Annotated in this window: 9 protein-coding genes; 2 read left to right on the forward strand and 7 right to left on the reverse strand. The window is 74.8% G+C overall.

The window, feature by feature from the left end:
- The 5 genes from GTW40_RS13315 to GTW40_RS13335 form a co-directional block, all read right to left on the reverse strand.
- Positions 1-637, reverse strand: a 637-nt coding sequence (locus GTW40_RS13315) for a DUF5682 family protein (protein ID WP_343245682.1), incomplete at its 3' end; no start/stop codon positions are given.
- 5 nt (positions 638-642) lie between these two features.
- A complete protein-coding gene (locus tag GTW40_RS13320; protein ID WP_161180386.1) occupies positions 643-1,842 on the reverse strand; it encodes an AAA family ATPase in 1,200 nt (399 codons plus the stop codon).
- Between the two features lie 82 nt (positions 1,843-1,924).
- On the reverse strand, positions 1,925-6,895 hold the full coding sequence (locus GTW40_RS13325) for a hypothetical protein (protein ID WP_161180387.1): 4,971 nt from the start codon (positions 6,893-6,895) through the stop codon (positions 1,925-1,927).
- The gene (locus tag GTW40_RS13330; protein WP_161180388.1) at positions 6,892-7,746 is read right to left on the reverse strand and encodes a DUF4132 domain-containing protein; all 855 of its coding nucleotides are present in this window, start codon (positions 7,744-7,746) and stop codon (positions 6,892-6,894) included. Before GTW40_RS13330 ends, GTW40_RS13325 begins: the two co-directional genes overlap by 4 nt.
- Before the next feature lie 104 nt (positions 7,747-7,850).
- Positions 7,851-8,243 carry a DUF5997 family protein gene (locus GTW40_RS13335; RefSeq protein ID WP_161180389.1) on the reverse strand — a complete coding sequence of 131 codons (393 nt, stop codon included), beginning with the start codon at positions 8,241-8,243 and terminating at the stop codon, positions 7,851-7,853.
- A gap of 58 nt (positions 8,244-8,301) precedes the next feature.
- Here GTW40_RS13335 and GTW40_RS13340 point away from each other — a divergent pair, with 58 nt between their 5' ends.
- Positions 8,302-9,084 (forward strand): LysR family transcriptional regulator substrate-binding protein, encoded by a 783-nt coding sequence (locus GTW40_RS13340; RefSeq protein WP_161180390.1) that lies wholly within the window; start codon positions 8,302-8,304, stop codon positions 9,082-9,084.
- Between the two features lie 17 nt (positions 9,085-9,101).
- Here GTW40_RS13340 and GTW40_RS13345 read toward each other — a convergent pair whose 3' ends face one another.
- Together GTW40_RS13345 and GTW40_RS13350 are read right to left on the reverse strand one after the other, a co-directional pair.
- Positions 9,102-10,613: an MFS transporter gene (locus GTW40_RS13345; protein ID WP_161180391.1), complete on the reverse strand. Its 1,512-nt coding sequence runs from the start codon at positions 10,611-10,613 to the stop codon at positions 9,102-9,104.
- A 97-nt stretch (positions 10,614-10,710) separates the two neighbouring features.
- The gene (locus GTW40_RS13350) at positions 10,711-11,190 is read right to left on the reverse strand and encodes an Lrp/AsnC family transcriptional regulator (RefSeq protein WP_161180392.1); all 480 of its coding nucleotides are present in this window, start codon (positions 11,188-11,190) and stop codon (positions 10,711-10,713) included.
- 272 nt (positions 11,191-11,462) lie between these two features.
- Between GTW40_RS13350 and GTW40_RS13355 the strand changes: the two genes are divergently transcribed.
- The coding region (locus GTW40_RS13355; RefSeq protein ID WP_161180393.1) for an FUSC family protein at positions 11,463-12,765 on the forward strand (1,303 nt) is incomplete at its 3' end.

The following is a 12,765-nucleotide window of genomic DNA, read 5'->3' on the forward strand; positions in this document are numbered from 1 at the left end:
CCGCCTCCGCGCGCAGCGCCCACCCCGTCAGCAGCGCCGCGCGCCGCAGCGCCTCCGGTGACGAACCGGGCGCGGCGGTCTCGACCAGCCGGTCCCAGAGGTCGTCGTCCGGGCGCCCGGTGAGCCGGGAGCGGAGGGCGGCGGTGATGCCCGGGGGCGTGCCAGTCGCCACCCCCGGAGGCGTACCAGTCGCCACCCCCGGGGAGGCGTCGGCCGACGGCTCCGAAGCGGCGTCCGTGTGCCGTTCGCCCGCCCACGCCCGGTCCGCCAGCGGCAGATCACAGGTGAGCACCGGCACCCCGTGCCGGGCCGCCCACCGCACCGCCGCCAGCTCCGGCGAGAAGTCCGCGAACGGGTAGAAGGCAGGCCCCACGCCTCGACCCGCAGGCCCCCCGCCTCCGCCCGCCGGTGCCGCCGCGAGGGCGACAGGCGCCCGCGTCTCCTCGTGGGCGAGCCACGGCAGCCACTCCTCCAGTTCGGCGGGCAGCTCCACAAGGAGCACGTCCGGCTCGGCCGCCGCCAGCAGCGCCGGGACGGCCGCCGCCAGCGAGGGCGCGTGGTGCCGTACCCCGATGAGATACGGCGCCGCCGGGTCGGTCAGAGCGGCCACCGCCGCCTCGGGGGATGCGTGGGACACGGTGCTCAGCCCTCCAGTACCGTGCGCAGGTCCCACAGGGTGCGCCAGGTGGCGGAGCCCTGCTCGGCCCGGCGCCGTACCGGACCGTCCCAGTAGCCGCGCAGCCGGGCCGCGTCGGCGGGGTCGTCCTTGCGTACGACACCCAGGAGGTGACCCGGCAGCAGGCCGAGCACGTCGCGGTCGCCGGGGAAATAGGCGGCGGCCAGCGCCAGCGCGCCCGCGACGGACACCGCCTCGGCCGTGCTCATCACGGTGGAGGGCCGCTCCACCTCCCAGCCCTCCGCCGACCGTCCCTCGCGCAGGTCCCGGAACGCGGTGACCAGGGCCTCCAGTACGGCGTCGTCCACCTGGAAGGCCGCGCCCGAGCGCTCGACCGCCGCCCGGGCCTGGCCGCGCACCAGCGCGGTCTCGGCGTCGAGGTCCGAAATGGGGCCCACCGTCTCGAAGTTGAAGCGGCGCTTGAGCGCGGCGGACATCTCCGAGACGCCCTTGTCCCGCAGGTTGGCGGTGGCGATGAGGTTGAAGCCGGGTGCCGCGTGCGCCAACGCGTCCTCGCCGCCCGCCAGTTCGGGCACCGCCATGCGCCGCTCGGACAGCAGCGACACCAGGGCGTCCTGCACCTCGGGCAGACAGCGGGTGACCTCCTCGACCCGCGCGATCGCACCGCGCGTCATCGCGGTGAGCACCGGTGACGGCACCAGCGCCTGCCGACTGGGCCCCTGGGCGAGCAACAGGGCGTAGTTCCAGCCGTACTTGAGCTGGTCCTCGGTCGTACCGGCCGTGCCCTGCACCGTCAGTCCGCTGGTGCCGCACACGGCCGCCGACAGCAGCTCGGACAGCATCGACTTGGCGGTGCCCGGCTCACCGACGAGCAGCAGACCGCGCTCCCCGGCGAGCGTGACGACACACCGCTCCACCAGCGCGCGGTCACCGACGAACTTGCCGCTGATCTCCAGTCGTTGCGGCACTCCGTCCGGGACCGCCGCGTCGGCGGTCAGCGCGAGGGCTCGCCCCTCGCTGCCCATCACGAAGGTGACGACGGCGCGGGGCGTCAGCCGCCAGGCGGGCGGGCGCGGACCGGTGTCGTACGCGGCGAGGAAGGCGAGTTCGGTCGCGAACCGGTCCTCCGGCGGGACGATCTGGCGTGCCGCGTCCTGGCGTGCTGCGTCCTGGCGTGCCGCGCCGGGGGCGAGGTCGGTGGTCATGAGCGGGAATCCTTCGCGGTGGTACGGGGGAGAGGGCGGTCATCGGTGCCGCCCTCTCCGGGAACGTCGTGGGCGGAGGCGGTCACCCGCGCCGGCCCCTCCGGTTCGCCCGGGTCGTCAGCTCCTCGTACGCCGGGCCGTCGCCCGCGCGGACGCACTCCCAGGCGCGGTGGAACAGCTCGGGCACCGGCAGCGGGGGTACGGCACGGCCGACCGGGTACAGCCCCTCCTTCCAGGTCTCCACCGGCAGCGCGGGCGACTTCAGGTCCCGCCAGCCGCACGGCAGGAAGAGGGTGCGCCCGGCGCGCGGCCGCTTGGCCTCGACGACCAGACCGCTCGCGGTGAGTTCGGCCCGCGCCTTCTTCGCCCGCGCGGGCTTCCACCCGGTCCAGCGCGTCCGGTTGCGGTCCGTCGGGTCGGGCAGCGCCAGCAACTGGAGGTAGAGCGCGGCCGCGTCCTCGCCGAGACCGTGCGTGGCGGCGACCTCGGCGACCAGCTCGGGCGCGCTGACCGACGGGTCCTGGGCGTAGCCCCGCGGGCCGTCGGCACCAGCCGCCACCGCGCGCTCCAGCTCCGGGCCGAGGAGTGTGCTCAGCGCGCGCAGGCCGTCGCCGCGATCCGGGCCGACCAGTCCCTCAAGGAGCCCGAAGACCGGGTCGTCCGGGCCGGTGAGCGCGGCCGTGCGGATCAGGACCGCCTCCCCGTGGTACCAGGGGCGCAGGACAAGGGCCGTACCGGCCTGGACCAGCCCCTGTGCGTCGGCGCCACCGGTGGCGGGCAGCCCGTACGCCTTGCGCACCTCCGCCCCCGTGGGCGTGCCCTTCTCCGTCCATGCCACGCCGGGGTCGTGCAGCAGCTCCGGGTCGGCCATCCGGCGGCGCACGGCGGCCAGGCCCTCCGGCAGCGCGGCGCGCAGCGGGTGGCCGTACGGCAGGGCGTACGCCAGCGCCGCGAGCGAGACGGCCGCGCCGGACAGGGCATGTCCGCCGGGCAGCGCCGCCGGGTCCTCCGGGGACAGTTCGCCGTCCGCGCCGAGGCGCAGCCGTGTCGTTCGGGTCAGCCAGGGTGTGTGGGACGGGTTGAGGACGTCCTCGGCGTGTCCGGCGTGCACTCCGGTCAGTTCGGCGTCGACGTCCTCCGGTATCCGGACCAGCGAGCCGAGCCGCTCGGCCCAGACGCGTCCGGCCGCTCCGGTGTCCGGGCCCGAGGTCCACAGCGCTTCGGCGTCGGCGGGCAGCAGCGCGCCGAGCAGGGCGGTCCGTGTCCCGGCGGGGAGTGTGCCGAGCCTGGTGACGCCGTACTCGCACTGGCGGGTCTTCAGACCGATGAGGGCCAGCGTCCCGGCGGTGGGCTCCGGCGGCAGCGCGGCCAGCAGCGCCGTCGCCTGGAGCGGGCCGAGGCCGCCGCCGGTCGCGGCCGTCAGCGCCTCCGGGGCCCCGGACTGCCAGGGCGCGGCGCCCTTGGCACGGATCAGCCGGGTGACGGCGGCCAGGTCCTCGCCGGAGATCTCCGGGTCGTGCCGGACCTCCTCGCCGAGGGTGAAGTGGGCGACGGGGCCGAACGCGCCCGACGGATCGTGGTCGAGGGCCAGCCAGTCGATGCGGTCCCGCACCCGGTCGACGCGCTTGCTGCCGAGGATCACGACCGTGCGCCCGCCGTGCCGCAGCACCTGTCCGGTCCGCTGCCATCCGTCGGCCGGTTCGCTCAGCGTGATCTCCCGGAGTGTGCCGGGCCCCGAGACGAGCGGCCCCTCGCCGACCGCCTCGAACAGCAGGAGCAGCGCCTCGCGCGGGGCGTCGGACAGCGTCGCGCAGGCGGCCCGGAAGGCGAGCGCGCGCAGGGCGCCCAGGGTGGCCGGCCACGCCAGACCGATGCCGGGGACGGTGTGCGTCTCGCTGTGCCAGCCGTCGGTGAGGGCGGCGTTGCGCTCCGGGTTCGTGAGCGGCTTGCCGTGGGCGACGTGGCCCGACAGCACGTGGTTCACGGCCCGGATCTGGCGCAGGGCGGTGCGCTGCTCGCCGTTCCAGTAGCCGTACACGCTCACGATCCCGGACAGCGCCTCGCGCAGCGTGCTGTCCTTGCCGTGTTCGGGGCTGTAGTCCCAGAACATGCCCTCGGTGTGCTCGCGCGGCCGTGCGGGTCGCTCCCGGGGCGGCTCGGCGAAGGTGGTCACCGAGGCCGCGAGCCGCAGGGCCGACCGGACCAGCGAGGTCACACCGGTGATCAGCCGGGCGTCGGTCAGGCCCGGCAGTTCCTCGCCGACCACCCGTACCGTCAGTTCGGCCTCGGACGGCAGGGCCTCCCGCGCGGCCTTGTCGTCCCCGGCGCGTTTCAGGGCTTCCTGACGCTCGGCCAGTGCCTCGGCCACGGTCCGCATCAGCTCGGCCGCCCGCTCGTCGGTGAGGGCGCGCAGCACGGCCGAGCCCCGCTCGTCGCGCGGCCGCAGGGCGTGCCAGAACGGCAGCGGGGGCACCAGCGGGGTACCCGCGGCGAACTCGCCGCCCGGGCCGTTCAGCTTCACATCGCCCAACAGGCCGGTCGTGTCGCGGTCGTCGCCCGCGAACAGCATGACGTTCTGCATCACCCGCGCCACGACGGGCTCGGCACCGGGCAGCCGCAGCGCGCCCAGGGGCGCGAAGGCGGATGTCCTCATCGGCAACGACACCGTGCGGCCGTCGGGCGTCCCGGCGGTGCGGTACCGCTCCCCGCCGTCCCCCTCGGTGCGCACCCAGCGGCCCAGGACCGTGCCGTCGGTGCCGAACGGGCTCTGCTCCAGGCCGGGTTGCATCGGCAGCAGCTCGCACATCCCGGCCACCAGCTCGGCGCCCTCGCGGACACCGGCGCGCAGCGGCGCGGGCAGGGAGGCGCGGCCGTGGTCGCCGGTCGCCGGGTCGTACTCCAGCCACACCGTGCGGAGGCCCTGCCTGCCCTCGCGCCAGTACCCGGTGCCGTCGCCCAGCACGGGACGGCTCGGCGGGAGGTCCGTGTCACCGGCGTGCAGAGCGCGGCCCCCGGAGGCGCGGCCGCCGCCGGGCATCGGGATGGACGCGGGGAGGTCGTCGTGGCCGTACCACCAGGTGGGAACCTGCTCGCCGCCGAGCCCGAACACCTCGGTGGGACGGTTCGACCAGTAGGCGCGCTGCTTGTTGTCGTGCCGCCAGACGACCAGCAACTCCCCGTCCACGTAACGGAACCGGGGGCGCTGATGGCGGTCCAGCTCCTGGGGCAGCCGCAGGTCGTGGTCGAGGAGGATCTTCTCCGGGCCGACGACGAGCACCTTGTGGCCCCGGGAGACGATGAGCGCGGGCCATGCCTCGTGGACGGTGACCGGGTGGTGGTTCCTCGGGTCCAGGGTCTGGGCGTCGAGCAGGTCCAGCGCCTCTTCGAGGGCGGGCCAGCCCAGTTCGTCCAGGACACCGGCGCGCAGCGTGCGGCCGAGCAGGGGTGCGAGCGGGTGCCCGGCGACCCGGGCGACCGACTCGGGTGCCGCCCCCGGGGCGACGCTCCGGAAGGGCCGCAGCCGGTCGAGCGACAGGCGCGCGGCGGGCAGGCCGGTCGCGCGGGTGAACTCAGCGGACACCTCGTCGAGCCATTCCCGCAGCACTTCGGAGAGCACCGGATGGGCGGCGACGGCCTTCAGCAGGTCCTCGTTCCGGGCGTGCCGGTTCCCGGCCGCCTCCACGCCCGAGTGCAGCAGCGGCCGCAGGCGCGGGTCGGCCGCGAGGGCCACCAGATCCCGGCGGCCCTCCCCGGTGTCCGAGAGCCAGTTGGTCAGCGACATCTGCACCGGGACCTCGGCGGCCGGAACGGACAGCGGCACGCCCTCGGCGGCGCACAGGTCCAGCAGATCGACGTGGGCGCTCGCCCCCCAGCTCCCGGCGAACAGGTCCACCGGACGCCCGGCGGAGCGCAGCAGCGGTGCCATGCGCGCGGCCAGCGCGAGCGTGGCCGGGGAACGGAGCGCGTACGAGCCGCCGCGCTTGCGGTGCAGCGCCCAGCGGGTCAGCCAGCCGGCCGCGTCCACGCCGTGCTCGCGGGCCGCCGCCTCGTCCGTGAGCAGCCGGTCGGCGCCGGTCTCGGCCAGCAGCGCCAGCCAGAACTCGTCGTCCTCCACCCCGCGCCCGAGCCCCGCGGGCATGATCTCAAGGAGCCGCGCCCGCACCCCGGGCCGCTCCTCGGCCAGGGCGCACAGGGCAGGACGGTAGGCCGTCCAGAAGGACGCGGGCGCCCGGACGGCGGCGGGCGACGTGATCAGGTCGGCGACGAGCGCGCGCTCCTCGGCGTCCCGGTCGAGCCCGGCCGCCCTGATCAGCCCGCGCGCGTCCTGCGGCAGCGAGGCGTACGGCGGCATCCCGGCCGCGCAGCGCTCCACCGTCAGCTGCCGGAACTGCGCCCACGCGGCGGCCGGGTCGAGCCGCAGACCGAGGTCCTTCACATGCTCCTTGAGGGCCTTCACGGTCAGCGCACCGGCGAAGGCGAACTCCAGGAACACCGCCCGCTGCCGCTCCTCGTCCACCGCGAGCGCGTGCACCCGCTCGGCCTCCCGGGCCCGGCCGAAGAACGCGGCGGCGTACGTGGTGTTCTCGTGCTGGAGGAAGGCCCGCGCCGCCTGCTCGTAGAACGTCGGCAGGAAGTGCGGCACCGCCCGCCCGAGCCGGGTGCCCAGCTCCTCGAAGCCCTGCTTGGCGGCCCCCGGGCGGGACTTGGCCTGCCGGGTGAGCCGCTCGACGTCCTTGACCAGGGCGAGCGCGTGATGGCCGTTCGCCGGGTCGTGCACCAGCGCCCAGGCCGGGAAGCCCAGCGTCTCCCGGCGCACCTGCCCGACCTCCGGCGCCTCCGGCTCCCGGGCCAGGCCGAGGAACTCCAGCGCCAGGTCCTCGGCCTCCCCGAGGGTGCCGGGTACCAGCCGTACGACCTGCCGGTCCGCCAGCACGGGATGGGTGTAGGTGCGGACGGTGAGCGTGTCGGCGTCCTCGCGCGCGGTGGTGCCGGGCGGCAGGACCGCGCCCGCCTCCAGGAGCGCGGTCAGAGTGGTCTCGTCGTACGTCGTCATGCCGCCCGCTCCTCGTTCTCCACGTTCCGCCCCGCGTACAGCGCGGCGGCCATGCGCATCCCCTCCGACCACGCGACCGGGCCCACCTGACCGAGCTTCAGCACCCGGCCCGCCGGGTCGGTCCACATCAGCGGGCCGGTCTCGGTCTCCTCGTAGCCGTCGTAGTCACCGACCCAGACGCGGGCCTCGACGCCGCGGCCGTCCTCCAGGACGGGGCAGACCGCCTGGCCGCCGCGCACCCGGTAGCCCAGCTGGGCGGCCCGGCCGTGCAGGAAGCGCAGCTCCTTGAACGCGCCGCCCGCGTACTCCTCGACCTGCGTGGCGTTCTCGGACAGGGTGGCCGGGCGGTGCCACACCTCGCGGAAGAGCTGCTGGGCGCGCTGCTCCAAGCCGAGCTCGACGGCGAACTCCCGCAGGTCCGCCAGCTCCTCAAGCAGCACCGGGTGCGGGATGCGGACCAGCTCGGGGGCCGTGTGCACGGTGTCGCCGTCCAGGTCGACCAGGCCGAGGCCGCGCTCGGGGTCGGCGTCCCGCAGGAAACCGGCGATCCGGCCGTCCTCGCCGGTCACCACGAGGTCGCGCAGCGCCCCCTGCCAGGCGGGGTCGGGCCAGATGCGGGTGAGCACGGCGAGCGGCACCGGAAGCGAGCGGACCATCCACCGCTCCACGCCCTCCAGGCACTCCCGCTCGTGCCGCTCCAGCCACTCGGAGAGCTGGGCGAGCCCCACGACCGCCGGATCGTCGGCGATCTTCGGCGGCACCGACTTCAGCCGCCGTCCGGCCGCGTTGCGGCACACCACCTTCCCGCCGTCGAGGGTGACCTCGTAGCCACCTGCCGACACCCACCCCATACGTGCCTCCCCGCACCGAAGTGATCAAGTAGGGGGAACTGTAGGCGGCACCACTGACAACGCCCCCCGGCCAGGCCAGGGGGCGTGTGCGGTGCGGGGCGGGGTCAGTCCTCGCGGTCCGCCTTCTCCTGCTTGAGGTTCTTGATCCGCACGGCTTCCTTGCGGACCTCCACCTGAGTGGCGCGCTCCTTCTCCAGCCACTCGGGGCGCTCCTCCTTGAGCGCGTCGATCTGCTCGGTGGTCAGCGCGTCGGTGACACCGCCGCGCGCCAGACCGGCGATGGACACGCCGAGCTTGGCCGCGACGACGGGGCGCGGGTGCGGGCCGTTCTGGCGCAGCTCGCGCAGCCACTGGGGCGGGTTGGCCTGGAGCTCGTTCAGCTCGGCGCGCGAAACGACACCCTCCTGGAACTCGGCGGGGGTGGCGGGGAGGTACACACCCAGCTTCTTCGCCGCGGTGGCGGGCTTCATCGTCTGGGTGCTCTGCTGCGAACTCATGAGGTCAAGGGTATCGGCCGCGTACGGGTGGGCCGACCGGGGCCGGTAGCCTGGTCTGGTGACAGGCTCGGAGGAAACACCGTCGTTCCGGCTCGCGTACGTTCCCGGAGTGACGCCCGCCAAATGGGCGCGGATCTGGAACGAGCGGCTGCCGGACATCCCGCTCGCCCTGCTCCAGGTCCCGGCCGCGGAGACGGACGGGCTGCTGCGCGCGGGTGACGCGGACGCCGCGTTCGTACGGCTGCCGGTGGACCGTACGTTCTTCAGCGCGATCCCGCTCTACACCGAGACCACCGTGGTCGTCCTCCCCAAGGACCACCTGTTCACGGCGGGCGAAGAGGTGACCGTGGCCGACCTCGCCGACGAAGTCCTCTTCCACCCCCTGGACGACGTCTTCGACTGGGACGCGCCGCCCGGTGAGCCCGCCTTCGAGCGGCCTGCCACCACTGAGGACGCGATCGAGCTGGTCGCGGCGAACGTCGGCCTCCTGGTCGTCCCGCAGTCGCTGGCCCGCCTGTACCACCGCAAGGACCTCACCTACCGCACGCTGACCGACGGCCCCGAATCCAGCGTCGCCCTCTCCTGGCCGGAGGAGGCCACCACCGACCTGGTGGAGGACTTCATCGGCATCGTGCGCGGCCGCACGGTCAACAGCACGCGGGGACGCTCCACGGCGGCCGAGCAGCCGAAGCAGGAGCGCAAGCGTCCGGAGCCGAGCCGTCAGAAGAGCGGCGCGGGCAAGTCCAGGACCGGCGGCGCCGCGAAGTCGTCCGGCCGGGGCACCCGGGGACGCTCCGGTTCGTCCGGCAAGGGATCGGGCAAGCCCCGCCGCAGATCCTGAAGGGGCCTTTCGCGGGGTCAGCGGCCCGCGCCCGTCGGCTCCGCCGCCGCAGGGCCGCCGCCGGTCGTCGCGGCCGGTTCCGGAGCGGCCGTCGTCGGCTCCGGGTGGTTCCGGCGTTCGCGCAGGTCCGCCACCGCCAGGGCCAGGGCGATCAGGATGATGCCGACCGCCGTGAGCAGGCCGAGCTGCAGTGCCGTCGTGGGGTTGCCGTCGTTGGCCAGGTGGGCGAAGTACACCGCGCCCACGGCCGCGATGCCCGCCGCCGAACCGACGCGCTGCGCGGTGACCAGGACACCGCCCGCCGCACCGGCCCGCTGGACCGGTACCCGGGTGAGGGTGAGGGCGGTGTTGGGGGAGATGGTGACGCCCGAGCCGAGGCCCGCGATCAGCAGGGGCAGCGCCGCAGCCCAGGCCGCGCCGCGACCCGGTACCGCCTGTACGGCCACGATGACCGCGAGCAGCCCGAACACCACCGCGCTCAGCCCGACGACGACGAGCCTGCGCCCGTGCCGTACCACCAGCCGGCCGCCCCGGGCCGCGCCCACCGCCGAGCCGACCGCGAACGGCAGCGAGGCCAGCCCGGCCCCGAGCGCGCCGTAGCCCAGGCCGTTCTGCAGGAACAGGGTGTAGACGAAGAACACCGTGGTGAAGCCCGCGAAGTACACCACGTTCAGCAGCACGCCGAGGGTGAAGGACCGCAGGGCGAAGAGGTTCAGGTCGACCAGCGGGGCCCGCCCGCGCCGCCCCTGGTGCCGCTCCCAGAGCCAGAACGCGGCCAGCAGCAGCCCCGCCAGCGGAAGCAGCGCCCACTTCTCGCGGCCGGTCCATTGCTGCTCCTGCACCAGCGGCAGCATCAGCGCGAGCATGCCCGCGCCCAGCAGCGCGACCCCGGGCAGGTCCATTCCCTCGCGCGGGCGGCCCGGCGTCACGGGCGTGCGGGGCAGCAGCCGCAGGGCCGCGCAGAAGGCCGCGACACCGATCGGCACGTTGATGTAGAAGATCCAGCGCCAGCCGTCCGCCACGCCGAACGCCTCGATCAGCAGCCCGCCCGCGGGCGGCCCGAGCGCCGTGGAGACGCCCACCACACTGCCCAGCAGACCGAACGCGCGCGCCCGCTCGGCGCCCTGGAACATCTGTTGGATCAGCCCCGTCGTCTGCGAGGCGATGACACCCGAGGCCGCGCCCTGCACCAGCCGGTACAGCACCAGCCAGCCCGCACTCGGCGCCAGCGCGCACGCGACCGAGGACAGCGTGAACAGCGCGAGCCCGAACAGAAAGGCGGCCCGCCGCCCGCGCACGTCACCGAGCCGCCCCGCCGGGACCAGCGTGAGCCCGAAGGTGAGGGCGAAGCCCGACACCACCCAGGACACGTCGGCCGCGTCGGCGCCCAGGCCGCGTTCCATCGAGGGCAGGGCCACGTTCACGATCGAGCTGTCGAGCATCGTCATGAAGCCCGCCGTGAGACAGACCGCGAGCGCCTGCCACCGCCGTCGGTCGCCGGTGGCCGGGTGGGTCTGGACTGTAGTCATGGGATCACGCTAGGCAGTCGGCGTCCGTGGCGCGCGCGGAGATCCGCCCGGTTGCGGCGGCCGCCGCAACCGCCCGCCGAGCACCGCCTGCCCGGCGTCAGGAGCGCGCCGCCGCCCGCCCCACCGACTCCACGAGCGGCAGCAGCCGGTACGGCACGCGCTCGCGCAGCACCACCTCGGTGCGGGTGCGCACCACGCCCGGCACGCTGATCAGCTTCTGGATCACGTCCTCCAGATGGGCGTTGTCCCGCCCCACCACCCGGGCCAGCAGGTCCCCGCCGCCGGTGGTCGAGAACGCCTCCACGATCTCCGGCACGGACGCCAGCGCCTCGCCGACATCGTCCAGATGGCCCTGCGTGACCTCGATGTGCACGAACGCCAGCACCGGGTGCCCGAGCGCGGCGGGGGAGAGCGAGGGCCCGGTGCCGGTGATCACGCCGTCCCGCTCCATGCGGTCCAGGCGGGCCTGGAGCGTGCCCCGGGCGACACCGAGCACGCGCGCGTACTCCCGCACACTGGTGCGCGGCTGCTCAAGGAGCAACCGCAGGATGCGCGTGTCGAGTTCGTCCACGGCCATGACGCTCCCGCCTCCTCGTACCGCGCCCGTGTCGCGCAGGTCACCGCGACTGTACCAATGGTCCAGCGCGGCGCCTCCCCGGTATGCCGTGCGACCTGGGCCGTTGGTCTTTCACCGGTTCCGTTCTCATGGAGTTCACTGGCCCATTGGTCCAGTGAATCGGGTGCCAGTTGAGCCAAGTGGCCCTGTGATGCTCATATAGGCAGGTCGATGGCGCTGCGGATGACCGCGGCGCCTTTTTCGTGCGTACGGCCACAAGGGGGCGGACAGCAGTGCTGAAGAAGGTGTTCGTGGCGCCGGACCCGGGACACACGCGGTTGCGCTTCGCCGCGCGCGCGGTCCTCGGGATCGGGCTCGCGGTCGTCGTGTGCGGGCTCGCCGGGCACTCCCTCGTCGGGATGGTCGCCGGTGGGCTCGCCGCGCTGCTCGCGCTCTTCACCGTCACCGACGCCACCGTGCGCGGCCAGGCCGTCACCACCGCCCTGCTCCCCGTCGTCGGCATCCCGGTGCTCGCGCTGGCCGCCGGGCTGCACACTCACCCGGTCGGCCGCGACTTCGCCTTCATCGCCGTCGTCGGCGCCGGGGTCTACGCCCGCCGCTGGGGGGCGCGCGGACACAGCCTCGGCGTGTTCGGCTTCATGATGTTCTTCGTCGGCCAGTTCCTGCGGGTCACCCCCGCCCGGCTGCCCGAGCTGTACGCCGGCCTGCTGCTCTCCCTGCTCGCCGCCTCGGCCGTGCGCTTCGGCCTGTGGTGCTACGAGCGCCGGATGCCCCCCGCCGCCGTACCCGCGCCGCCCGGCGGCACCGGCCTCGCCCGCGTGACCACCCGGCAGGCGGTCCAGGCGGCCGCCGGGGCGGGGTTCGCGCTGGTCATCGGGCAGTTGGTGTCCGGACAGCGCTGGTACTGGGCCGTCGGCGCCACCTGGTGGGTGTTCGTCAACACGGCCTCGCGCGGCGAGACCCTGGTACGCGGCTTCCGGCGCGTCCTGGGCACCCTGCTCGGCGTCGCCCTCGGCGTGCTCGTCGCGATGCCCGTGCACGGCGAGCCGGTCGCCAGCGCCGTGCTCGTCGCGGTCGCCGTCTTCGGCATCTTCTACACGGCCGCCGTCTCCTACACCTGGATGATGCTCTGGGTGACCCTCCTCGCCGAACTCCTCTACGGCCTGTTCGGCGTCCTCGGCCCCGCCCTGCTCGCGCTGCGCGTGGCCGAGACCGCCGTCGGTGTCGTCGGCGCCGCGCTTGCCGTGCTGTTCGTACTGCCCGTCACCACCCACCGCACCACCGACGCCTCGATCCAGCGCGCCCTGCACTGCGTACGGGCCTGCACCGCCGAGGCCGCCGCCCGCCTGGCCGGGGCCGACGCCGACCCCGCCCCGCGCGTGGCCGAGCTGGAGCAGCTCCTGGGCCGCGTCCGGCTCTCCGTCGCCCCGCTGACCCACCCGGTGAACCCGCTGCTGTGGCGCAAGCGGCGCGCCCGGCGCGTCCTCGCGCTCCTCGACGACTGCGCCCGCGAGGTGCGCGGCCTGGTCACGGTCGCCGCCGACCCCGTGGCCTCGCACGACGCCCGGCTCGCCG

It is taken from the genome of Streptomyces sp. SID4985, assembly GCF_009863025.1.
In the GTDB taxonomy this organism is placed as follows: Bacteria; Actinomycetota; Actinomycetes; order Streptomycetales; family Streptomycetaceae; genus Streptomyces.

What these genes read in the sequence shown, in the direction of transcription:
- GTW40_RS13320 (WP_161180386.1), bottom strand. Translation starts at nt 1,842, where the DNA reads ATGACCACCGACCTCGCCCCCGGCGCGGCACGCCAGGACGCAGCACGC.
- GTW40_RS13325 (WP_161180387.1), bottom strand. Translation starts at nt 6,895, where the DNA reads ATGACGACGTACGACGAGACCACTCTGACCGCGCTCCTGGAGGCGGGC.
- GTW40_RS13330 (WP_161180388.1), bottom strand. Translation starts at nt 7,746, where the DNA reads ATGGGGTGGGTGTCGGCAGGTGGCTACGAGGTCACCCTCGACGGCGGG.
- GTW40_RS13335 (WP_161180389.1), bottom strand. Translation starts at nt 8,243, where the DNA reads ATGAGTTCGCAGCAGAGCACCCAGACGATGAAGCCCGCCACCGCGGCG.
- GTW40_RS13345 (WP_161180391.1), bottom strand. Translation starts at nt 10,613, where the DNA reads ATGACTACAGTCCAGACCCACCCGGCCACCGGCGACCGACGGCGGTGG.
- GTW40_RS13350 (WP_161180392.1), bottom strand. Translation starts at nt 11,190, where the DNA reads ATGGCCGTGGACGAACTCGACACGCGCATCCTGCGGTTGCTCCTTGAG.